This window comes from Nocardioides coralli, from assembly GCF_019880385.1.
Taxonomy (GTDB): domain Bacteria; phylum Actinomycetota; class Actinomycetes; order Propionibacteriales; family Nocardioidaceae; genus Nocardioides; species Nocardioides coralli.
The window spans coordinates 631,986-654,000 of sequence record NZ_CP082273.1 but is presented as its reverse complement, the minus strand read 5'-3'; the positions used below and the strand labels follow the sequence as shown (position 1 = coordinate 654,000).

The following is a 22,015-nucleotide window of genomic DNA, read 5'->3' as shown; positions in this document are numbered from 1 at the left end:
AGCGGGCCTCCCCGTCCCTAGCGTCGGCGGCATGGACACCACACACATCGACACCGTCGTGATCGGCGCCGGCCAGGCCGGCCTGGCGACCGGTCACCACCTGCAGCAGCACGGCCGCGAGTTCGTGATCCTCGACGGCAGCGCCCGGGTCGGCGACAACTGGCGCCGGCAGTGGGACTCCCTGAAGCTCTACACCCCGGCGCAGTACGACGGCCTGCCCGGCCTCGACTTCCCCGCACCCCGCGGCAGCTTCCCCGGCAAGGACGCCGTCGGCGACTACCTCGAGTCCTACGTGCGGCACTTCGAGCTGCCGGTCCGGCTCGGCACCCGGGTCAGCGCCCTCGAGCGCGACGGCGAGGGCTACCGCGTGACGACCGACCACGGCGCCTGGACCTGCGACAACGTGGTCGTGGCCACCGGCACCTTCGGCCGCGCCCCCAGCGTCCCCGCGATCGCCGACCAGCTCGACCCGGGGATCCTGCAGCTCCACTCCAGCGAGTACCGCCGCCCCGGCCAGCTCCGCGACGGCCCCGTGCTCGTCGTCGGCGCCAGCCACTCCGGCAGCGACATCGCCTACGAGGTGGCCGAGCACCACCCGACGATCCTCGCGGGACGCGACTGCGGCCAGATCCCGCCGCGCCTGGACGCCCCGGTCATGAACGTGATGTTCCCGGTGCTGCTCTTCGTGTGGCGCCACGTGATGACCCGCCGGACGCCCGTGGGCCGCAAGGCGATGCCGCAGGTGCGCCACCACGGCGGGCCCATGCTGCGGGTCAAGCGCTCCGACCTGGCCGACCGTGGCGTCGAGCGGGTCACCTCCCGGATCGAGGAGGTCACCGACGGGCTGCCCGTCGTCGACGGCACGCCGCGCGAGGTCGGGACCGTGATCTGGGCGACCGGCTTCCGCCAGACCTTCGACTGGATCCGGCTGCCGGTCCTCCGCGACGACGGCTGGCCGGCCGAGCGGCGCGGGGTCGTCGAGGACGCCCCGGGGCTGTACTTCTGCGGCCTGAGCTTCCAGTACTCCTTCAGCTCGATGCTGCTTCCCGGCGTCGGCCGCGACGCGGCGTACGTCGTCGACCAGCTGGTCCGGCGCACCTCCCGGTCCGCAGCGCGGGCCGCCGCGGCATGAACGGGCTTAGGCTCGGGGCGGAGGTGCTCGCCGTGAGTGCTACGGGGCTGGAGCAGGCCCGGGCCGCGTTCGACCGCGGCGACTGGGTCGCGGCCCACAGCGCCTTCGGCGAGGTCCCGGACGATGCGCTCGAGCACGCCGACCTCGACCGTCTCGCCACCACCGCCGAGCTGCTCGGCGACCACGACGGGGCGGTGGCGGTGCTGCAGCGCGCCTTCGCCGGAGCCCAGGCCGCGGGTGACGTCACCGCCGCGGTCCGCTGCGTCTTCCGGCTGTCGATGACGCTGCTGACCCACGGCGAGCCGGCCCTCGCCGCGGGGTGGACCGCCCGGGCCGACAGCCTCCTCGAGGGCCTCCCGCCCGACGCCGTCGAGCACGCGTGGATCGCCTTCCCTCGCATGTTCCGGGCCCTGGGCGCCGGCGACCTCGTGACCGCCGCCAGCTGCGCCGCCGAGGTGACCGCGGCGGGCCGCCGGCACGGCGACCCTGACCTGATGGCCCTGGGGCTGTGCTCCCAGGGCCGGCTCTCGCTCTACGCCGGCCGCTTCACCGAGGGGCTGGCCCGGCTCGACGAGGCGATGGTCCGGGTGATCGCCGGTGAGACGACCTCGCCGATCCTCGCCGGCCACGTCTACTGCACCGCCATCGAGGGCTGCCAGGAGATCAGCGACTTCGCCCGGGTCGCGGAGTGGACGGCCGCGCTCGACCGGTGGTGCGCGAAGCAGCCCGGGCTGCTCGCCTTCACCGGCCAGTGCGCGGTGCACCGCGGCCAGCTGCTGCGCCTGCGGGGTGACTTCGGCGGCGCGCTCGCCGAGTTCGAGCTGGCGGCCGACCGCTACCAGCGGGTGGGGGCACCGGACGCGGTCGGGCTCTCGGCGTACGAGACGGGCGAGGTGCTGCGCCTGCAGGGCGACCACACCGGCGCCGACGAGGCCTACCAGCGGGCGGCCGACCACGGCTTCGACCCGCAGCCGGGCCTCGCGCTGCTGTGGCTGGCCCGCGGGCAGACCGACGTCGCCCGGGCCGCGGTGGAGCGGCTGCTCGCGGAGACCGGCGGCCCCGTGCACCGGGGACGGCTGCTGCCCGCCGCCGTCGAGGTGCTGCTGAGCACCGGCGAGGTCGACCGGGCCCGGACGGTCACGGCCGAGCTCGACGAGGTGGCCGCCGGCTTCGGCTGTGACTGGCTGCTCGCCGCCGCGGCGCACGCCGCCGGAGCCGTCGAGCTCGCCGCCGGTGACCCGGCGGGCGGCCTCCCCTACCTGCGCAAGGCCCAGCAGCTCTGGGCGCGCTGTGACGACGCCTTCCAGCGGGCCCGGACCCAGCTCGTCACCGGCCGCGCCCTCCTGGCCGCGGGCGACGAGGCCTCGGCCCGGCGCGAGCTCGAGACGGCCCGCACCACCCTGCGGCGGCTCGGCGCCCGGCCGGCCGCCGACCAGGCGGAGGAGCTGCTCGCCCCGGCCGCGCTGCCCGGCGGCCTGACCGCCCGCGAGGCCGAGGTGCTGCGGCTGGTGGCCGGCGGGCGCAGCAACGCCGACATCGCCGCCGAGCTGGTGCTGAGCGAGAAGACGGTCGCCCGTCACCTGTCCAACATCTTCACCAAGCTCGGCGTCGGCTCGCGGACGGCCGCGACGGCGTACGCCTACGAGCACCGACTGGTCTGAACCACCCAACCGCGCGTCAACGTCCGGTCTTCCCCATGCCTGTCCTCGGTGGGAAAGTCGAACGCTGGCGTCAGCCCAACCCTGAGGGGGAGCAGGATGGAAACGTCGAGAACACTGCGGATCATCGCGGTCACCGCCGCCCTGAGCCTGCTGGCCGTACCTGCGGCCGGCGCCGCACCCGGGCGGGGCCATCCGGGGCCAGACCGCTCCGCGGACAAGGCGATCCAGCTGGCGCAGCCCGAGCTGCTCCGGGACAGGTCGGTCCGCGGCCGGGCCCGACCCGGCACGCTGGCAGCCGACCCTGGCGTGGCCCTCGCACCCTGCCCGGAGGACGACGGCTGGCTCTGCGGGACCGTGGACGTGCCGTTCGACCGGGCCGAGTCGGGGGGTCGCGAGCTGCCGATCGCCTTCGCGGTGCTCCCCCGCAGCAACCCCACGTCGACCGCCACCGACGCCGTCTTCCTGACCGACGGCGGCCCCGGGGTCTCCAACGTGGCGAACCGCTGGTTCCTCGGCTTCCTGGGCGGCGGGCTCAACGACGACCGTGACCTCGTGGTCGTCGACCACCGCGGCACCGGCCAGTCGGGGGCCATCGACTGCCCGAAGCTGCAGAACCTGTTCGAGGGCGTCGTGACCCAGGAGGACGCCGTCCGGGCCATCGGCGCGTGTGGTCGCCAGCTCGGCGACGACGCCGACCGCTACGGCAGCGGTGACGTCGCGATGGACCTCGAGGCCGTGCGGGCAGCCCTGAGCTACGACCAGATCAGCTTCTACGGCCTCTCCTACGGCGGCGTCTTCGTGTCGGCCTACGCCGTCCGCTACCCGGGCCGGCTCCGGGCCGCGATCCTCGACGCCCCGACCCCGGTGACCGACGACCGGCACGAGTGGACCTGGGGCACGGAGATCCCGCCCGCGATCGCCGAGGGTGTCGGGCTGGACTGCCGGCGCGCTCCGGCTTGCCACGCGGCCCAGCCCAATGCCGACACGGCCCTCGCCCGGATCGCCGACATCCTGCGCGACCGCCCGGTGTCCGGGTGGGTGAGGGTGTCCGACGTCGGGCGGCGTCGCGTCACGGCCGACATGGAAGCGCTGGCGTGGCTGTCCCGGGGCAACTGGATCAACAACGGTGAGCTCGCTGCCGCCGCCAAGGCGCTCGGCCGGGGCGACCGGCGACCCCTGCTCCGGCTCGCCGCCGAGACCCTGCACCTCGGCGGAGTAGGCGGTTCGGCGCCACCCGAGTTCGACTCGCTCGGCAACAACGCGGCCGTCTTCTGCAACGACGCCGACCCGGTGTGGGACCGCGGCGACCCGCGGTCGACCCGCGAGGCGAAGTACGCCGCCGCCTACGCCGCCCTGGCTGCCGCCGACGCCTTCGCGCCGTTCACGGCCGAGGCGTGGACCGAGTACTTCTGGCCGCGGTGGTGCCTGCGCTGGCCGGCTCCCGACCGGTTCGTCCCGGCCATCCCCGACGGCGCGACCGTCCCGGCGGGGGTCCCGGCCCTGATGCTCACCGGGGACCGCGACACCCAGGTCCCGACGGACATGTCCCGGGAGCTGCTCGAGGTCTTCCCGGCGGCACACCACGTCGAGGCAGCGGGTGCCGCCCACCCGGCGGCCGGCTGGAGCGAGTGCGCGCGGGAGCTCTTCCACGCCTTCGTGCGGACCTTGACGCCGCCGGCGGCGGACGACTGCGACGAGCCGGCGAACGTCGTCCCGACGACGTCGAAGTTCCCCGAGCACGCTCGCGGCGCGGCGCCGGCGACCCCGGCGCCCGGCGACCGCTCCCGCCCGGTGCACCGCAAGATCGCCACGGTGGTCGTGCAGACGGTCCGCGACGCCTGGCTGCGCAGCTTCCGGGTCCCGGGGGCGAGGGGCGGGCTGACCGCCCTCCGGGGTGGCGGCGGCTCCTTCGACTACCGCGACTTCTCGGGCAGGCCGGCGCTGATCTGGCTGGACCAGGCGCAGCTCGCACGCAACGTGGCGGTCTCCGGTCGCACCACCTGGCACCTCTTCGGGGCCAACGGTCTGCGCTTCATCGTCGACGTCGACGGACCCCGAGGCGAGGACGGGTGGCTGCGGGCGCGCGGCAAGTTCGGGTTCTCCGGTCCCTACCGGGACTTCCGGGTCACCGGCGAGCTCGGCGGCAGACACGTCGAGGTGACCGTCCCGGCCAACTGAGGCGGGAGCGGCGCCCGGCCGAGGGTTGTCCGTCAGGTCATCCCGAGGTCGGGCGCCGGTCACCTGCCGTCCGCCTGGAGCGGTTCCCGTGTGGGGCATGCGGAACACATCTCGGGTACCGCGGCTCGTCTGCGCCGCGGTCGCGTCTGCCCTGTCGACCCCCCTCCTGGTCCTGGTCGCCCCTGCGGCGCAGGCCGACGACGACCTGGAGGAGGGCTTCGACCTCCAGGCCCACCGCGGCGGGCTCGGCCTGACGGTCGAGGGCACGCTGCCGGCGTTCGCCAAGGCCCTCGAGCTCGGCGTCACGACGCTGGAGCTCGACACCCAGATCACCGAGGACGGCGTCGCGGTCGTCACCCACGACCGCAAGGTCAGCGACAAGAAGTGCCTCGACACCGCACCGGCCACCCCCGGTGACCGGGAGTGGCCCTACGTCGGCAGGTACGTCAACACCCTGACCTTCGCGCAGGTGAAGACCCTCGACTGCGGCAGCCTCCGTCAGCCGGACCACCCGGACCAGGAGCTCCACCCCGGCGAGCGGATGCCGACCCTCACCGAGGTCTACGACCTCGTGACGGCCTACGACGCCGACGACGTGGTCCTCAACGTCGAGACGAAGGTCGAGGCGGGCGCGCCGCAGGAGACCGCGCCGCGTGAGCAGTTCGTCCAGGTGGTGGCCCGCGACACCCGGCGGGCCGGGATGCTCGACCAGGTCACCATCCAGAGCTTCGACTGGGGCGCGCTGATGCGGATGTCCGAGGTGGAGCCGCGACTGCCGCTGGTGGCGCTGACCAACCACGACTTCCTGCAGGTCGACCGGCCGGGCGCCTCGCCGTGGCTGGGCGGCATCGACATCGACGACTTCGACGACGACCCGATCGCCGCGATCGACTCCTTCGGCGCCGACGCGTTCTCACCGGTCCACGGGTTCCCGCAGCGCGGGAAGGTCACCGACCCCGACTACCGGCCCTACGTCACGCGGGCGATGGTCCGTCGTGCCGACCGCGCCGACATCACCGTGATCCCGTGGACGGTCAACGACAAGCCGACGATGGCCTCGCTGATGGACGCCGGCGTGGACGGGCTGATCACCGACTACCCCGACCGGCTCCGCGAGCTGATGGCCGAACGCGGCCTCGAGCTGCCGCCGGCGTACTCCCGGGACGAGCCGGAGGACGACAACGAGATGGCGGCCGCGCCGCTGGCGCGCGCGCACGCCCACAACGACTACGAGCACGCCCGTCCGCTGCGCGACGCCCTCGACCACGGCTTCAGCAGCGTGGAGGCCGACGTGTGGCTGGTCGACGGTGAGCTGTTGGTGGCCCACGACCGGCACGAGGTGCGGCCCGGTCGCACCCTGGAGTCGCTCTACCTCGACCCGCTGGTGGAGCGCGCGGAGCAGCAGGACGGCGCGGTCTACGAGGACTGGGACGGCGTCTTCCAGCTGCTGATCGACGTCAAGAGCGAGGCGAGGCCGACCTACCGGGCGATCGACGCCGAGCTGCGGGAGCACCGCCGGATCATGACGTCCTTCCGCGGCGGTCGCGTCGACGACCGTGCGGTCACCGCCGTCTTCAGCGGCAGCCGCGACCTGCCGTTCATGCAGGCCCAGGAGACGCGCTACGCCGGCTACGACGGCCGGATGCCCGACCTCGGCTCCGGGCTGCCGGCCTCCGACATGCCGCTGCTGAGCGACAGCTGGACCCGCCACTTCACCTGGCAGGGCGTCGGCCCGATGCCCCGGGCCGAGCGCGACAAGCTGCACCGCATCGTCGACGAGGCTCACGCCGCCGGCTACCGGGTCCGCTTCCGGGCCACGCCCGACCTCGACGTCCCGGCGCGGGAGGCGGTGTGGCGCGAGCTGCTCGCCGCCGACGTCGACCACCTCAACACCGACGACCTCCCGGGTCTCCGGCGGTTCCTGCAAGAGCACGACCGGGGCTGAGACATAGCCCATCCGAGGGGTGGCGCCGGCGTGCAACAGGCACCACCATGAGGCCCAGCGGCAGCGACGTGCCGCCCGGTCGAAGGGGTGCCCCGTGTCCCGATTCCCGTTGCTCACCGGTCTGGGCGGCCTGCTGGCCGCCGGCCTGGTCGTCCTCCCCGCCACACCCTCGGTCGCTGATCCGGCTGACTGGTGCAGCGCCCCCGGAGCCACGGCGCCGTGCATCGTGTCCGTCAAGCGCGACGGCGTGGGCATCACGCCGACCGACCCCGTGTGGCAGGTCGACCTGTCGGTCTTCGACGCCGGCCACGACGTCCAGTGGAACTTGGCCCAGAACGGCGCCTACGAGCTCACCGGCGCGGCCGCCGGTCGCTGGGAGGTGGTCCTCGACGTGGGGACGATGGTGCCGCGGGTCAACTTCGGCGCCGGGCGCAACGGCGAGGTCGTCCGGACCGACGACGGCGACGGCACGTGGACCGTGTCGATGACCGCGGAGCCGACCCTGGTCGCGGAGGGCTGCGCCGCGTCGCCGTTCCCCTGGCCCTGCCCCACCAACGCCACCGACGAGGACCTGCGGTTGGCCAGCCAGCTGCTCGACTGGCACTTCTGGAGCGACGCCACGCAGCGCCGGGCCTTCTTCGGCGTCGACTTCTGGACCAACGTCGAGGTCACCAGCTTCCCGCCCGGCGTCACCTACGACGACGCGACGGGGATCGCGACCATGCGGCTCGACTTTGGCGCACCGCACTTCGAGTCCGACGGGACGACCGTCTACCGCGGCCACTTCGAGGCGGTGCTGCCCAACGACTTCCTGCGCGAGAACTTCTTCATTCCGGACCCGGGCACCGTGACGCCCGCCAGCCTGGTGGTCGCCGGCGCCGGGCCGATCTCGAGCTCGTCGGTGGTCAAGTCCACCCCCGCGTCGCCGGCCGAGATCGAGGTGACCGACATGACCTTCAGCGTCCGGCGCCTCAAGGTGAGGACCGGCAAGGTCGTTCCGACCCGGCCCACCAATCTGCGCGCCAGCCGCACCGCGGCGCGCACGGGGAAGGTGGGCTACGACAAGGCGAAGCCGCGCGGGGCCAAGGTGACCGGCTACAAGGCCAGGTGCGTCTCACCACGCGGCGCCGTCGAGACCGCCAAGCGGAAGAAGAACAAGGCGCCGGTGACGGTGAGAGGGCTCAGCCGCGGCACCCGCTACACCTGCCGCGTCCGCGCGCTCTCCCGGGTCGGTCCCGGCCCGTGGTCGGGCAAGGTCAACCTCGCGCGCCGACCCTGAGTCACCGGGCCGGACCCCGACAACGGACGAGCTCAGCCGGCGGCGCGGTGCCGCGGAGCCACGGGCACCTGGACCGGGGTCGACTCGCGGCCCCAACCAGCCGGCGGCACGATCACGTGACCGTCGAGGCTCGCCTCCATCTCCCAGGCGAGGCGGTCGATCTCGGTCACCGACAGCACCTGCGGGCACCCCTTCATCGTCCAGGCGAGGGTCGGCGTCGAGGCGATCAGCACCTCCTTGGCGCAGCCGAGCACCTGCTCCTCGGTGGCCACGCTCAGTACCGGCCAGACCAGCTCGCGGCGCATCGTCGGCACCAGGGCGAGCAGCGCCTCGGCGTACCGGGTCGAGCGGCGCAGCGCCAGGTTGTGCCAGATGCCGTTGCGACGCAGCACATCGCCCTTCACCGTGATCGTGCCGGTCCAGCTACGGCGGTCGACCACGAAGACGCCGGGGGGGCCGACGACCACGTGGTCCAGGACGGCGCGCCCGAGCCGGAGGTCGTGGAAGACGATCCACTTCTCCTCCGGCAGCTGGTGCAGCGCCGCTGCTGTCTGCTGACCCTCGGCTCCGAGACCGTCCAGCTCGGCGTAGCGCGTGATCCGCATCGCCTTGTCGTGCTGACGCCGAGCGGCCTCCCGTGCGGTCGGTGCAATGCTCATGTTGGGGGTCCCCCTCCGTCAAAGGTTGATACAGGGTGGAAGACCCCCCAGACCCCCGGCGGGCGCTTTGCCGAACTTTTACCCACCTGTGCACCTGTCGCTCGATGGTCCGGCGCCATCCATGTCGCGGTCATGCGACCGTCACCTCGTCCGAGCAACCTCGCGGTCGACGGAGCTCCCTCACGCGAGGAGACATGGATGCGCACCACCGGACCGGTCACGCGGATCGCCCACCGCGGCGCGAGTGCCCACGCTCCCGAGAACACGATCGCTGCGCTCGAACGGGCCATCGTCATGGGCTGCGACATGGTGGAGGTGGACGTCCAGCGGACCCGTGACGGCGTCCTCGTTCTCCTCCACGACCTCGACCTGACGCGCACCACCGACGTGTGCCGGGTCTACCCGCGGCGCGCACCATGGCGGGTCCAGGACCTGACCTACCGCGAGCTGCTGCGCCTCGAGGCGGGCCGGTGGTTCAGCCCGGCGTACGCCGAGCAGCGGATCCCGACGCTGGAGCAGACCATCGACCTGCTCCACCACACCGGCACCGGGCTGCTCCTGGAGGTGAAGAAGCCGGCGCTCCACCCGGGCATCGCGGTCGACATCAGCACCACGCTCCGCCGCTTCCCGGGCTTCGTCCGCGAGGGCACGACCCACGAGCGGCTGGTGGTCCAGTCCTTCGACCATGCCGTGATGCGCCGCTTCGCGACCCTCGAGCCCGACATCCCCGTCGGTCTGCTCGGCCGGCCGCCGGTGCGCCGGCTGCCACGGCTGGCGACGTGGGCCCACCAGGTCAACCCACGTCACCGGGTCGCCACGGAGGAGTACGTCGCCGCCGTCCACGCCGCCGGGTTGGCGTGCAACGTGTGGACCGTCGACGCCCCCGGGGACATGCGGCGGGTCCTCGACCTGGACGTCGACGGCGTGATCACCAACCGGCCCGACGTGCTGGCGGAGGCGCTGGCTCCGCAGCTGGTGACGGCTGGCTGACACTCCCAGCGGGTCTGTGGGAAACCCGCAGAGTACTGGTGTTCGAACACGTGTTCGACTAGACTGGTCGCATGACGACCCCCCTCCTCACCCCGGGCACCGCCGCCCCGGCGACCGTGCCCGGGGAGGGTGCGCTGCTCGACGAGCGGGACGCGCGGGCGACCCTCGAGGCGGCCACGGCGGCCGTCCGTGCGCGGCGGGCGACCGAGGTCGAGGAGCTGCGGATCGCGGCCCACTGGGCGGCGCTCAACGGCGAGCCGCGGGACGACCGCGACCCGATGTCGGCCGTCGGTGGCGACGGCACCCTCGACGTCCGCGAGTACTGCCTGCCCGAGCTGGCGATGGCCCGTGACACCCACACCGCGACCACGCGGGCCCTGGTGGCCGACGCGCTCGACCTCGCCCACCGGCTGCCGCGGACGTGGGCCCATGTCACGGCTCTCGCGTGCGAGCCCTGGGTGGCGCGCAAGGTGGCTGTGATCTGTCGCGCCGTTCCTCGGGAGGCGGTAGCGGTCGTCGACCGCGCGGTCGCCGCCGCCATCGCCGGCCACGCCCCGTCCACGGTGCTGGAGATCGCCCAGGCGAAGGTGATCGAGGCCGACCCGGAGACCTACGCGATGCGCCGGGAGCTTGACCGCCACCGGCGCTACGTCACGCTGTCCCGGTCCGACGAGTTCGGCTACCGGTGCCTCATCGCCCGCGTCACGGCCGGCGACGCCGCCTGGATCGACGCGATGGTCGACCGGGTCGCCGACATCCTCGCCGCCGAGCACGGCCACGACCACAACCGCGACGAGCTCCGGTCGCTCGCGCTCGGCTGGCTGGCGCGGCCCGCCGACCTGCTCACGCTCCTGCTCGACCACACCCCGACCGACAGCGAGGCGTCGGAGCAGCCCGCATGGGCGCCCGACCACCTGCGCGACACCGTCGACCGCCTCGCCTCGATGTCGTGCCGCCAGCTCGCGTCCCTGCGCGGCAACGCCCAGGTCTTCGTCCACCTCACCGAGGCGGCCGTCCGGTCCCAGGCCGGCGTCGCCCGGGTGGAGGGCATCGGCCCGATGCTCGTCCAGGGGCTGGCGGAGCTGATCGGGCACGCCGACGTCCGGGTCACCCCCGTGATCGACCTCAACGGCCGCGTCCGCACCGACGCCTACGAGCACCCCGACCCCCTCAAGGACCGGGTGTGGCTGCTGGCCGGGGGTGACGTCTTCCCCCACTCGCCGCGCTCCGCCACCCGCGCCGCAGTCGACTTCGACCACTCGACGGCCCACGTGGCCGGCGGGCCGCCCGGCCAGACCGGGAGCCACAACTCCGGCCCACTCCGCCGCCGACATCATCGCTGGAAGACCCACGGCGGCTACCGCTGCCGACAGTCCGGCCCCGGCCGCTACCTCTGGCAGTCCCCGTGGGGGGTCTGCACCCTCGTCGACCACACCGGTTCCCACCGCCTCGCCCCTGACGACGCGGAGCTCATCCTGACCGCACCCGACGGCGTCGACCTCTACCCCAGCGACTTCTCCCTCGCCTACGAGGCCGCCTGAGGCGTCCCGTGGTGCAGGGTGGACCTGTGACCGACTCCCCCGACACCCCCGTGCGCGAGGCCGTGCGCACCTACGCGGCCCGGCAGCCGAGCCTGCGGCGGCCGACGCAGCGGTTCGTGGAGCTCGTCACCGCGCTCCTCGACGAGGCCGGCATCAACTACCTGACCGTCGAGGGCCGCACCAAGAGCGTGGCGTCCTTCGCCGCCAAGGCCGCTCGCACCGTCGACGGACGACCGCTCTACCCCGACCCGCTCGAGCAGATCACCGACCAGCTGGGAGTGCGCGTCATCACCTACGTGCACGCCGACGTCGCTGCGGTCGTCGACGTCTTCGAGGACCAGCTGCACGTGCTCGACGACCGCGACATGGGTGAGCAGACGGCCCGGCAGGGCGGCTTCGGCTACGCCAGCCGCCACCTGCTCGTGGAGGCGCGCGAGCCGGCACCGGCGACGTACGACGACCTCCTCGGCCACCGGGCGAGCATCCAGGTGCGGACGGTGCTGCAGCACGCGTGGGCGGAGTTCGAGCACGACATCCGCTACAAGGGCACGGTGCCGGAGGAGCACGTGCCCGACCTCGACCGGCGCTTCACGCTGGCGGCGGGTCTGCTCGAGCTGGCCGACCAGGAGTTCTCGGCGATCCGGGCGCGACTGCAGGAGGGCGCGCCACCCGAGACGCCGCAGGCCGACCCGGCCGACCCGCGGATCAGCGGACAGGAGCTGGCGGCGTTCCTGGCCGGGCAGTACGCCGACGCCGGCTGGTCGCACACCGACCACTACGGCTGGATCGCCGGCCTGCTGCTCGAGCTCGGCATCACCTCGCTCGGCGAGCTCGCCGACCTGCTGACCTCGGTCGACCCCGACGCGGTCATCCGCCGGATGGGCTACCGCTACCCCGCCGGCGCGGTCCGCCGGCTCGACGACGCGCTGCTCGCGATCTTCGGCGAGCAGTACGTCGGGCTCACCGGCAACGCCCACCGGGTCTCGCAGCTGCAGACGCGGCTGCAGCGGCTGACCACGGAGTGAGCCGCGCCGTGCCTCCTGACGCCTACCGCGCCCCGATGCAGTCGCGCCGCGACGACGTCGACCACCGCCTCGCCGTACGCCGGGCGCTCGAGCTCGGCCTGTGCGGGATCGGGGAGCCGCTCGAGGAGCGGGCCGCCGCCCGGCTGGAGCGGTTCTGCGCCGTCCCGGACGGCAGCTTCGTGTGGACGCTCGACGACACCTCGTTCCGGCTCGGTCGGCTCGCCGGCCCCTGCCGCCGCGACGACGACCGCGGCGCAGCGGCGGCCGACCTGGTCCACGTCAGGCCGTGCGAGTGGCTGGCCGAGCCGGTGGACCCGCTGCTGGTGCCCGAGCAGGTGGGCTACGCGTTCTCCCGCGGCGGCCGCAACTTCCAGCGCATCGGGCTGCCCGGCGCCGGGGAGGCGACGGCGCGGGTGTGGGACCAGATGGCCTGAGCGTCGTCAGCCGATGATCGACCGCTTGGCGTCCTCGGCCTGCGCCTTGGCCTCGTCCACGAGCGCCTTGGCGTCGTCCGCAGCCTGGGTGGCAGCCTCGACCGCCTGCGGCCGGGCGACGGGCCCGATGATCCGGTTGGTGTCGTTGACAGCACGAGCCGACGTACCCCCTCCTTCGGCGAAGGCCGAGGTCACCGTCTTGACGGCCTCGGTGAACTCGCCGGGGATCAGCAGGTAGCCGTTCCCGTTCTCGGTCAGCCGCGGGAGCATCTCGAGGTACTTGTAGGCCAGCACCTTGGCGTCGGCGTCGTTGGCGTGCACGGCCTGGAAGACCCGCTCGAGCGCCTTGGCCTCGCCGTCGGCCTCGAGCACCATCGCCTGCTGCTTGCCCTCGGCCTCGAGGATCTGCTTGTTGCGAGTGCCCTCGGCGGTGAGGATCAGCGAGGCCCGCTCGCCCTCGGCGTGGAGGATCGCGGCGCGCTTGTCGCGCTCGGCGCGCATCTGCTTCTCCATCGCCTCCTTGATCGTCTTGGGCGGGTCGATGGCCTTGATCTCGACGCGGTTGACCCGGATCCCCCACTTGCCGGTGGCGGAGTCGAGCACCTCGCGCAGGCGGGTGTTGATGGTCTCCCGGGAGGTGAGCGTGCTCTCGAGGTCCATCGAGCCGATCAGGTTGCGCAGCGTGGTCACGGTGAGCTGGTCGATCGCCTTGAGGTAGTCGGCGACCTCGTACGCCGCGGCCCGCGGGTCGGTGATCTGGTAGTAGAGGACGGTGTCGATCGCGACGACCAGGTTGTCCTCGGTGATGACCGGCTTGGGGTCGGAGGAGTAGACCTGCTCGCGGATGTCGAGCTTGGTGTTGACCCGGTCGACCAGCGGGATGATCAGGTTGAGTCCCGGCTGCAGGGTCCGTTGGTAGCGCCCGAACCGCTCGATGTTGTAGCGCCGGGCCTGCGGGACGATCCGGATCGCCGCGCCCACCACGAAGGCGACGAATGCCGCCAGGACGATGATCGGCACCATCGCTTCCATGTGCTCACCCTTCTCCAGGGAGCGGGTCGGGAAGCGGGTCGCGCGGGTGCACGAGCGCCGTGGCGCCCTCGATCTGGAGGACGTCGACCTTGACGCCCGCCGGGATGACGAGGTCCTCCTGGTAGGGCCGGGCCGTCCAGTCCTCCCCGGAGAGGTTCACCAGTCCGCTCGAGGCGGTGATCTCGCGGGTCACCAGCCCGGAACGACCGACCAGCGCGTCGCTGCCGTCGCGCGAGGCGGGCATCAGCTTGAGGTGCCGCTTCGCGATGGGACGGACAGCCACGAGGCCGATGCCGCCGGTGGCGGCGAAGGTGAGGAACTGGATGGCGACGGGAGCGCCGAGCCCCGCAGCGATCGAGGCCGTCAGGGCGGCACCGGCCAGCAGGCCGAGCGCCAGCGTCAGCGTGAAGAACTCAGCCACGCCGAGCACCACGGCCAGGAACAGCCAGACCAACCACCACATGCTTCCACCCACTCGTGAGTGTGCCGTCCATGCTACGTGGCTTGTGGAAATCCCACCCCCGCCGAAGCCGGAGGTTGAGGCCGCCGGAGGTTGAGGTGCGAGGGCGTGCAACGCCCGAGCCACGAAACCCCCGGCCCACCAAGGCCAACCCGACCCCACGGAGGTCGAGCCTGTCGAGACCCCCACCGCCGTACGCCGGAAAGCCGCTCAGCTGGCCCGCTTCACCAGGTTCGACGTCGACCAGAACCGCACCGCCTTGTCGGTGCCGCACTTCTTCTCGTTCACGGTGAGCCCGACCAGCCGCCGTTCCTCGTCGAGGACGGGACCCCCGAGGTCACCCGGGCAGGCGTTGAAGTCCCCCTCGGGAACCGCGCAGAAGTAGACGGACAGCCGGTCCTCCCCCACGACGTCGGCGCACTCCTCCTCGGAGACGACGGTGAGCCGTTCGGGCCGTGGCACGCACCCACCTCCGGGCCGACCGGGGCCCCAGCCCCACGCCACGACGATGTCACCCCCGGTCGGGACATCACCGCGGGGCAGCGGCGCGGCCGCCTTCGGCGGCACCTTCGCCTGCAGCTTCACCACGCTCGCGGTCCCGAGCGACGCGCGCGTCGCGTCGACACCGCGCCGCCGCATCCGCACCAGGCACCCCTCGGCCTTGAGGACCCGCACGTTGACCGACCGCGCCTTGCGCTTGCGCAGGCAGCGTGTGGCGGTGAGGACCTGCTTGGGTCCGATGAGGACGCCGGCGCAGAACCCGGCAGCGGGATCGGCGTCCGCTCCGCGCTCGCCGAGCACCAGCAACGGTGGCGGCACGGGTCCCGACGTCCGCGGTTTGCTCGTGACGGCGCCGCAGGCGGAGGCGACCATCGCGACGATCGCCGCCACCCCCACCAGCACCTTCGGCGTCCGATGCCCCATCAGGTCCCCTCCCCAGCTCCCCACTCTGAAGACTGCCCTGTACCCACCTCGGGCGACAGGCATGTCCCAGGTCCCGGACCGGCGCCGCGACGCGCACGGCTGGCTAGGCTCGGGAGATGGGCACGAGGAAGGACTACCGCGGCCCCGCGGAGGCCTTCGACAAGTACGACGCCGCGATCGCGCTGGTCGACGGCGTCACCCGCAAGGGCGCGGCGAACCCCTACACCTCGGGGAACGGGTGGATGGCGACGTACCTCGGCAAGGAGGGCGAGGTCGCGATCCGGCTGGGCACGGACGACCTCGAGGCGTTCCTCTCCGAGCACGGCACGGAGCGCCCGGTGTCCTACGGCTCAGTGATGAAGGACTTCGCGATCGTGCCCGAGCCGATCGTGGCGGACGCCGAGCAGCTGGCTCCCCTGATCCGCCGGGCCCACGACCACGTGAGCTCGCTGCCGCCCAAGTGAGAAAGGCTCAAGGCCGCCAGGCGGTCCACAGGCTGGCGTGGCTGGTGTCGAACCGACGGGTGAACAGCAGCATCACGTCGTCGGACGCGTTGACGTCGAGGTACGGCGCCGAGGACATCGGCTTCCCGACGACGGTCCGGCGGTCGCTCCAGGGCTGCCCGTCCAGCTTGCGCACGACCTGGATGCCGTCGCGTGCGGGCCAGGCCACCGTCGTCGTGCCCACGTCGCTGACGGCGACGGAGGCAGCCGGCTCCCGGGACAGCTGCGCCCGTGGACTCCAGCTGCCGTCCGGGCTGCGCACGGAGGCGAACGTGCGCCACGCGACGGAGGCTCGGCCCGTCTGGCGGCCAGAGCTCCAGACGACCGCGGCCCGGCCCGGCGCGGAGGCGTCGAGCGAGAAGGAGTTGTCACCGCCGAACGCGTCGTGCCTGCCGTAGGGCACCGGCTCGCGCCGCATCTCACCGCCGGGCGCGCGGGACCAGACACCGTGGTAGCTCATCAGGTAGACGCGGCCCTGGTCGTCGACGGCGAGGTCCAGGGGTACGCCGGCCCAGGGCCTGGCCCAGCAGCGGGCTGGACTCCAGGTCCGGTTGGCACCGTTGGCGACGCACCGCGCGCCGGAGTCGTTGACCCAGGCAGCCGTGACGCGTCCGCGCGGCCCGGTGACGAGGCGGAGCCCGTTGCCACCGCGGCGTGCCAGGGTTGCCGGGCCTCCCCAGCGTCCGTCGAGGAAGGTGAAGACGCGCGGTCGCGGCTGCCACCCGCCCCGCCGCGCGTAGGACAGGCCGACCGAGACCTTGCCCCGCGGGCCGACCGAGACCTCGGGCCCGTCAGTGCCGAACGCCGGGGTGCCCACCGCCAGCGTGGTGGGGCCGTTCCACTGCCCGCCTGCCGTCCGACGACTCACCCGGAGCCGCGTGTGGTTGCGGCCCTCCCGGGTCCAGGCCACGGCGACGTCACCGCGGTCGTTGACCGCGACGCTGGGCGAACGCGAGCCCCGACCGTCGAGGCGGACCTTCTGGTGCCAGTCCGTGCCGGGCACGCGCAGCCGGACGCGTACTCCTCGCGTGCCGGCCCAGGCGATGGCGGCGACGCGGTCGCCCATCGCGACGTCGTGGTCGAACACGCCGACGCGTGCCGGTGCCTGCTTGAGGGGCTGGTGCCACGCCGAACCGGCGCCGGGACCGGCGGCCGGTGCCGCCGAGTCCGCCGGTCCCGCTGTCGCTGTGAGGACGAGGGTTGTCACTACCGCAGCCAAGCCGGTCAACCGCCGGCGTCCGCTCGCGACCATCCCCCGTCACCTCGCCCCCCGCGATCCTCCAGCATGGCAGCGGGAGAGATGGGGCCGGTATCGGCACATTTGCCGAGGCGGCCGAGGGCGCTACCTCCAGAGCCTCCTCGCCTGCGGGAAGCCAGCCCGGATGTGGAGGCTCGTGGCGGCGGAGCGTTCGACACCGCCGCCCAGCTCGAACCCGAGCTGCTTCAAGCGGATGCCGAGCTCGCCGTCGACGGCATGGGTGCGGTTGCTCTTGATGTTGATGACGACCTCGGTGGCGGCGTTCTCGAGGACGCTGCTCACGGCCGCGGCGAAGCCCGGCTCGTCGGGCCACCGGAGCGGACGAGGATCGCGGGGCGCGCTCCCCGCACCGTTGTGGCGGAAGTCGAAACCGCTGTTCTCGAGCCGCTGCTGCTGCAGCTCGGCGCCCCGTCGCTTGACCCGGGCGCGGAGCCCGCGCCGCGTGGCAACCTCCCGGAACGTCTCGCAGGTGATCGTCGAGGCGCCGAGGGTGTTCATGATCCGGATCGCCTCGTTGTAGCGGTCGCGCAGTGACCAGTCGTCGTAGTCGGCGAAAGGGATCAGGAAGGGCCCGGCCTCACTGGCCCTCTCGACGTACACGACGGAGGTTCGCACGGCACCTTCGACCGACCTGCGGTCCGCCGCCGCCGCGATCGGCACCTGGTGGAGCTCGACCTGCCCCTTCACCTCGATGGGCTTGTCCTCGTAGTAGGCGACAAGCTGACTCATGTGCTCCCCGTTCGTCATCGACGTCGCGTGGACGCTACCGGTCCTCAGGTGCGGACCCTGCCAACGCGCCGGTGCACGCCTCGTCCGTCAGCCCGGCAGGAGGCCGGTGGCCTCACCCTGGGGCGGCGACACTCACGACCATCGCCATCACGTCGTCGATGGTGCATTCGCCGCGGGCCATGATCAGGTCACGAGCCGCGACGACGAGTCGCCGGCAGTGCGCCGGCGTGGTCACCCGACCGGCGATCCGACTGGCGAGGGTGTTGTCGATCAGCTCCTCGCACCGATGCTCGAAGATCAGCTCGATGGCGATCTTCGCCATCTCCTCCCACGTGTACGGGACGAGCTGGTCGGTGACCGGGAAGCCGTCGATGACGGCCGCCGGTAGCGCGTCCGGCATGACGGTCCCGGCGATGACGGTGATCTCCGACGCGAGGACCTCCTCGCCCTCGAACTGGACCGTCCGTGCCTCCAGCAGCGTCGTCAGCGCTGCCGCCCCGAACCCGTCGATGCGGTCGATCTCGTCGATGAACAGGATGTCGCGGTAGTCCAGCAGCGCCAGGGCGTCGTACAAGGCCCTCGCCGGAAAGGGAGCGATGAGCTCGACCAGCTTCACGTCGACCAGGCTCGCGAGCACCCGGGCGAAGTGGCGCTTGCCCATCCCGTACTCCTGGGATTCCAGCAAGGTGTGGGGCAACCGTCCGTGCCGCGCGAGCGCGGACTCAACCCGCACGCCGAATCGCTCCCGCAGGTGGTCCTGCCCGATGAGACTCGACCAGTCCCGAGTGAAGCGCGTCGCCGTGAGGTCGACCGGCGCAACACCCCACCGGATCTCGGACGCACCCGGCGACCCGCCCTCGGGGATTCCGGGGTCCCACTCGCTCAGGGCGGCACGTACGCCGTCCGTGATCTGCGCAGCTAGCCGGTCCTGACCGTGCCGGTAGAGCGCGTAGCCGGTCCCGAGCACCATCGGGTCCACCCCGTCGTCCAGGTCGTCCACGTCATCCATGGTCGTCCCCCGTCACGTCGTCGTCGTCAGCCTAGGCCATCGGGGTCAGGCGACCGTTGGTTTCGAGACGCCGATCCACCGGAGCTGAGCGAAGCGGAGTTTCCTCGAGATGGCGGTTCCTCGCAGCAGAAGAATGATCGCCGACAGCGCGTCGGTCTGCTCGGCAGACACCACCGACTCGCGAACCACGACAACTCTCTCCGCACCGAGTGCCTTCCCAGCGAAGGTCTGTAGTGCCAAGGTGGGCACCTAGCCTCTCGGGAGGTAGTTGTGGCTGAGCACTATCAGATCGTCCCGTCTCCTCAGTACCTACAGGATCGTAGGGAGCTGATCGACAATCCTCGCGTTCTCAAGGATCTGACTCGGCTCGAGGCACTGCTGAGCCGCGAGGGAACGCGCGCGTGCAAGGAAATCCATCGCGTCGGTGACGCATGGACCGTCTACCTGGGCGAAGGTCGTCGCGTCCTTGTTCGGCCGGAGGGGACGCAGGTCCATCTGCTGAGGGTGGGCGAGCACGACGACGTCTACCGGGCGCACGCACGGGCGGGCAATCCTGTGGCGATCGAGCAGGCAATCGCCGTCGGCCACGACAGCGTCGAGGAGCCGCGATCCGCCGACGGAGTACTCCATCACCTCAGCGACCAGTTCCTGCAGCGGCTCGGTGTCAGTGAAAGCCATTTCGCGTCACTTCGGGCCTGCCGCCACGAGGGAGATGTCTGGGAGCTCGTGGAGCAGCTTGGAGAGAACCTCACTATGCGGCTGGTCGAGTGCCTCGAGTCGCCGCCGGAGGATGTGTTGGCCGCGTACGAGAGCCGTGGCAAGGACGACGAGGCACAAGCGCTCATGCACGAGGCCGAGGAGGCGCGGCTTGCGGAGAAAGAAGCGCGCATGGCTGCCGAAGAGAAGGCCGCCGAGGCACATCGGGAAGCAGACGCGGCTCGCGACGAGCTCGTGTCGAAGAAGGCAGAGCTCGCACGGGCTGAACAGGAGCTTTCGGATCTTCATTCGCGGTCTGCTGACGGCGCCCGTGTGGAGCAGCTCGAGTCCCAGGTCGATGCCCTCAGTGAACAGCTACCCAGGCTGCTCGAGTCCATCGAGAAGCTGGACGAGAGAGCACGTGAGCGCCAGGCACAGCTCGAGAACGTGCCGGGCCCGCAGGACGCTCAGCCGAGCACTCCATCCGCCAGTACGACCCCGCACGTGACGCGTAGACCAACGCTGGAGCGACGCTTCGTTCCGAGCCCGGGGACCCCCTGGGACAACGAACCCGGCCGCGAGCGCTGGCGCCTTAGTGCGGCGACGCGGAGCATGACCCGGCTCAGTGATCATCAAGGCTTGGCCGGAGTCGTCGGGAAGGATGTCGCGAACCGGTTGGTCAGTCAGTTCCTCGCTGTGCGGCCCGAGGGCGGTCGCGTCTGGGTCGACCAGGAGGGGAACGCAGTGACCCTGGCGCATGGCCGCCACGTCTTCCTGGGTCAGATCGTCGGCGGAGCCTCGAACCTGGAGCTGCCGTCGGACAACAGCCTGCGCTCGGCGATCATCCGGTACCTGTCGGAGGTCCCGGACTCCACCGCTCGCGAGATCGCGTTTGCTCTCAGCCGCGGCGACTTCCCGTCGGTGGCGCGGGGTGACGTCAACTCGGCCCTGTACCGAGACCTTCAAGTGTTCTGTAAGGACGACTCGCGTGTACCAAGGTGGAGTCTCGTGCACGCCGACGGCAGCGCCGCTACCGTGGCTGGCGGACCGACGCGCGGCGAGACGGTTGCCAAGCTGCACCGCCGGGACCATGACGAGGGGACGGCGTACGCCGATCTCGTCGCCATGGCCACCCCGGCGCGGACCTCGCCTGTCCAGCCGGTGGCTCGACGCCCGGTCGAGCCAAGGCCACTCCCCGACCAAGTGCTCGGCCTCCTTACCTGGCAGCAGGAAGCCATGGCCGCCTGGTACGCGCACGGCTGTCACGGCATCGTCGAGGCAGTCACCGGCACAGGCAAGACCCACCTCGGGTTAGAGGCTGCGGCCCATGCCGCGACTGCGGGGCAGCGGACCACGGTGCTCGTACCGTCGGTAGACCTCCAGCAGCAGTGGGTGGAGAGGTTCGCGACCTTCCTGCCCCATTTGCGACTCGCAAGAGTGGGCGGCCACAAGGCCGGCGACCCTCACCGGGCCGACGTAACGGTCGCGGTCGTTCACTCAGCGCTGACTCACGACCTGAGCGATCTGTCCGACGACTCCCTGGTGGTGGCCGACGAGGTGCACCGCTACGGCGCCGAACAGTTCCAGTACGCCCTGCGGGCCCGGTATGCCCGGCGACTGGGTCTCACGGCCACTCTCGAACGATCAGGCGACGACGCGGTGGAAGAGGTACTGCTCCCCTACTTCGGAGGATCGATCCTCACTGTCGACTTTGATCGCGCGCTGCGCGAGAACGTGGTCGCCCCCTTCAAACTAGTCATGGCTCCGATCAGCCTCGACGGCGAAGAGCAAGAGCAGTACGACGCTGTCAGCCGCCAGATCTCGAACGGGCTCAAGGTGCTCCGCAACAGCGGCGCACTGAAGTCAGGCGGCGGAGACGTCGTCCGCCAACTCGGCCGCCTCAGAGGTGCCAGTGGACAGATCGGCGCCGCCGCTCGCTCAGCCGAGTCGGGCATGCGAGCACGTCGGCGCCTGCTCGCGGGACTCACAGGCAAGCTCGACGCAATCGAGGAACTCAGCGAGCTCGTCGAGCAGAGCCAGGGCACGGTCATCTTCACCCAGTCGAAAGAGGTGGCGGAGGACGCTGCTCTGCGGCTGCGGGAGTGGGGCATCAAGGCCTCCGCGCTGCATGGAGGGATGCCCGACGGCGAGCGCAAGCAGAGCGTGGATGGACTGGCCTCCGGGCGGCTGCAGGCGCTGGCTGCTCCCAAGCTGCTCGACGAAGGCATCGACGTGCCCACGGTGGACCTCGGTGTCGTGATGACGGCTAGCCGCTCGCGCCGCCAGATGGTGCAACGCCTCGGACGCGTTATCCGCAGGAAATCCGACGGGCGACCCGTTCGCTTCGTGCTTCTTTTCGCAGCCGGAACCGTGGAGGATCCCGCCAGTGGAGTCCACGAGGGGTTCTTCGATCTCGTGGGCGAGGTCGCACGCGACAAGACGGTGCTGGAACCGGGATGGACTGCGGACGACCTGCTCGGGCTCCAGCCGTAGCACGACGAACCCCGGTGTGGGTGTCTAGAAGGTGGCGCCGTTTGTATGCGCGCCTCCGTAGAGCGGT

General features: G+C 71.9%; 19 protein-coding genes. 11 read left to right on the top strand and 8 right to left on the bottom strand.

The window, feature by feature from the left end:
- The first annotated feature begins 31 nt into the window (after positions 1-31).
- The 5 genes from K6T13_RS03225 to K6T13_RS03205 all read left to right on the top strand — a co-directional run bounded on the left by K6T13_RS03225 (position 32) and on the right by K6T13_RS03205 (position 8,195).
- Positions 32-1,132 carry a flavin-containing monooxygenase gene (locus tag K6T13_RS03225; RefSeq protein WP_222897101.1) on the top strand — a complete coding sequence of 367 codons (1,101 nt, stop codon included), beginning with the start codon at positions 32-34 and terminating at the stop codon, positions 1,130-1,132.
- Between the two features lie 32 nt (positions 1,133-1,164).
- Positions 1,165-2,793 carry a LuxR family transcriptional regulator gene (locus K6T13_RS03220; protein WP_249423909.1) on the top strand — a complete coding sequence of 543 codons (1,629 nt, stop codon included), beginning with the start codon at positions 1,165-1,167 and terminating at the stop codon, positions 2,791-2,793.
- 96 nt (positions 2,794-2,889) lie between these two features.
- Positions 2,890-4,971 carry an alpha/beta fold hydrolase gene (locus K6T13_RS03215; RefSeq protein ID WP_222897098.1) on the top strand — a complete coding sequence of 694 codons (2,082 nt, stop codon included), beginning with the start codon at positions 2,890-2,892 and terminating at the stop codon, positions 4,969-4,971.
- A 97-nt stretch (positions 4,972-5,068) separates the two neighbouring features.
- A complete protein-coding gene (locus K6T13_RS03210) occupies positions 5,069-6,916 on the top strand; it encodes a glycerophosphodiester phosphodiesterase family protein (protein ID WP_222897097.1) in 1,848 nt (615 codons plus the stop codon).
- A gap of 94 nt (positions 6,917-7,010) precedes the next feature.
- Entirely contained in the window at positions 7,011-8,195 is a 1,185-nt protein-coding gene (locus K6T13_RS03205; protein ID WP_222897094.1) for a fibronectin type III domain-containing protein, read from the top strand.
- A 32-nt stretch (positions 8,196-8,227) separates the two neighbouring features.
- On the opposite strand, the gene K6T13_RS03200 is transcribed toward K6T13_RS03205, so the two are convergent.
- Positions 8,228-8,854: an NERD domain-containing protein gene (locus K6T13_RS03200; protein WP_222897090.1), complete on the bottom strand. Its 627-nt coding sequence runs from the start codon at positions 8,852-8,854 to the stop codon at positions 8,228-8,230.
- A gap of 198 nt (positions 8,855-9,052) precedes the next feature.
- Between K6T13_RS03200 and K6T13_RS03195 the strand changes: the two genes are divergently transcribed.
- From K6T13_RS03195 to K6T13_RS03180, 4 genes are all read left to right on the top strand, one after another.
- Entirely contained in the window at positions 9,053-9,844 is a 792-nt protein-coding gene (locus K6T13_RS03195) for a glycerophosphodiester phosphodiesterase (RefSeq protein WP_222897087.1), read from the top strand.
- A 71-nt stretch (positions 9,845-9,915) separates the two neighbouring features.
- Positions 9,916-11,385, top strand: coding sequence for a hypothetical protein (locus K6T13_RS03190; RefSeq protein WP_222897083.1), 1,470 nt, complete (start codon positions 9,916-9,918; stop codon positions 11,383-11,385).
- Between the two features lie 26 nt (positions 11,386-11,411).
- The gene (locus K6T13_RS03185; RefSeq protein ID WP_283247943.1) at positions 11,412-12,410 is read left to right on the top strand and encodes a GTP pyrophosphokinase; all 999 of its coding nucleotides are present in this window, start codon (positions 11,412-11,414) and stop codon (positions 12,408-12,410) included.
- A 35-nt stretch (positions 12,411-12,445) separates the two neighbouring features.
- Positions 12,446-12,844 (top strand): GAF domain-containing protein, encoded by a 399-nt coding sequence (locus K6T13_RS03180; protein WP_249423908.1) that lies wholly within the window; start codon positions 12,446-12,448, stop codon positions 12,842-12,844.
- A gap of 6 nt (positions 12,845-12,850) precedes the next feature.
- Here K6T13_RS03180 and K6T13_RS03175 read toward each other — a convergent pair whose 3' ends face one another.
- The 3 genes from K6T13_RS03175 to K6T13_RS03165 form a co-directional block, all read right to left on the bottom strand.
- A complete protein-coding gene (locus K6T13_RS03175) occupies positions 12,851-13,876 on the bottom strand; it encodes an SPFH domain-containing protein (RefSeq protein ID WP_222897073.1) in 1,026 nt (341 codons plus the stop codon).
- 4 nt (positions 13,877-13,880) lie between these two features.
- Positions 13,881-14,339, bottom strand: a complete 459-nt coding sequence (locus tag K6T13_RS03170; protein ID WP_222897071.1) for an NfeD family protein — start codon at positions 14,337-14,339, stop codon at positions 13,881-13,883.
- Between the two features lie 207 nt (positions 14,340-14,546).
- The gene (locus K6T13_RS03165; RefSeq protein WP_222897067.1) at positions 14,547-15,260 is read right to left on the bottom strand and encodes a trypsin-like serine protease; all 714 of its coding nucleotides are present in this window, start codon (positions 15,258-15,260) and stop codon (positions 14,547-14,549) included.
- A gap of 116 nt (positions 15,261-15,376) precedes the next feature.
- Here K6T13_RS03165 and K6T13_RS03160 point away from each other — a divergent pair, with 116 nt between their 5' ends.
- Complete coding sequence (locus K6T13_RS03160) at positions 15,377-15,724, top strand: hypothetical protein (RefSeq protein WP_222897065.1); 348 nt, start codon at positions 15,377-15,379, stop codon at positions 15,722-15,724.
- Between the two features lie 7 nt (positions 15,725-15,731).
- Here K6T13_RS03160 and K6T13_RS03155 read toward each other — a convergent pair whose 3' ends face one another.
- The 4 genes from K6T13_RS03155 to K6T13_RS03140 form a co-directional block, all read right to left on the bottom strand.
- On the bottom strand, positions 15,732-16,970 hold the full coding sequence (locus K6T13_RS03155) for a hypothetical protein (protein WP_222897053.1): 1,239 nt from the start codon (positions 16,968-16,970) through the stop codon (positions 15,732-15,734).
- A 135-nt stretch (positions 16,971-17,105) separates the two neighbouring features.
- Positions 17,106-17,750 (bottom strand): hypothetical protein, encoded by a 645-nt coding sequence (locus K6T13_RS03150; protein WP_222897043.1) that lies wholly within the window; start codon positions 17,748-17,750, stop codon positions 17,106-17,108.
- Positions 17,751-17,862: 112 nt separating this feature from the next.
- Positions 17,863-18,750, bottom strand: a complete 888-nt coding sequence (locus tag K6T13_RS03145; RefSeq protein WP_222897040.1) for a hypothetical protein — start codon at positions 18,748-18,750, stop codon at positions 17,863-17,865.
- A 54-nt stretch (positions 18,751-18,804) separates the two neighbouring features.
- Positions 18,805-18,999 (bottom strand): hypothetical protein, encoded by a 195-nt coding sequence (locus K6T13_RS03140; RefSeq protein WP_222897037.1) that lies wholly within the window; start codon positions 18,997-18,999, stop codon positions 18,805-18,807.
- 30 nt (positions 19,000-19,029) lie between these two features.
- Here K6T13_RS03140 and K6T13_RS03135 point away from each other — a divergent pair, with 30 nt between their 5' ends.
- Positions 19,030-21,948, top strand: a complete 2,919-nt coding sequence (locus K6T13_RS03135; protein WP_222897034.1) for a DEAD/DEAH box helicase — start codon at positions 19,030-19,032, stop codon at positions 21,946-21,948.
- Positions 21,949-22,015 lie beyond the last annotated feature (67 nt).

What these genes read in the sequence shown, in the direction of transcription:
- K6T13_RS03150 (WP_222897043.1), bottom strand. Translation starts at nt 17,750, where the DNA reads ATGAGTCAGCTTGTCGCCTACTACGAGGACAAGCCCATCGAGGTGAAG.
- K6T13_RS03200 (WP_222897090.1), bottom strand. Translation starts at nt 8,854, where the DNA reads ATGAGCATTGCACCGACCGCACGGGAGGCCGCTCGGCGTCAGCACGAC.
- K6T13_RS03175 (WP_222897073.1), bottom strand. Translation starts at nt 13,876, where the DNA reads ATGGAAGCGATGGTGCCGATCATCGTCCTGGCGGCATTCGTCGCCTTC.
- K6T13_RS03160 (WP_222897065.1), top strand. Translation starts at nt 15,377, where the DNA reads ATGGGCACGAGGAAGGACTACCGCGGCCCCGCGGAGGCCTTCGACAAG.
- K6T13_RS03225 (WP_222897101.1), top strand. Translation starts at nt 32, where the DNA reads ATGGACACCACACACATCGACACCGTCGTGATCGGCGCCGGCCAGGCC.
- K6T13_RS03195 (WP_222897087.1), top strand. Translation starts at nt 9,053, where the DNA reads ATGCGCACCACCGGACCGGTCACGCGGATCGCCCACCGCGGCGCGAGT.
- K6T13_RS03210 (WP_222897097.1), top strand. Translation starts at nt 5,069, where the DNA reads ATGCGGAACACATCTCGGGTACCGCGGCTCGTCTGCGCCGCGGTCGCG.
- K6T13_RS03180 (WP_249423908.1), top strand. Translation starts at nt 12,446, where the DNA reads ATGCAGTCGCGCCGCGACGACGTCGACCACCGCCTCGCCGTACGCCGG.
- K6T13_RS03215 (WP_222897098.1), top strand. Translation starts at nt 2,890, where the DNA reads ATGGAAACGTCGAGAACACTGCGGATCATCGCGGTCACCGCCGCCCTG.
- K6T13_RS03170 (WP_222897071.1), bottom strand. Translation starts at nt 14,339, where the DNA reads ATGTGGTGGTTGGTCTGGCTGTTCCTGGCCGTGGTGCTCGGCGTGGCT.
- K6T13_RS03165 (WP_222897067.1), bottom strand. Translation starts at nt 15,260, where the DNA reads ATGGGGCATCGGACGCCGAAGGTGCTGGTGGGGGTGGCGGCGATCGTC.
- K6T13_RS03190 (WP_222897083.1), top strand. Translation starts at nt 9,916, where the DNA reads ATGACGACCCCCCTCCTCACCCCGGGCACCGCCGCCCCGGCGACCGTG.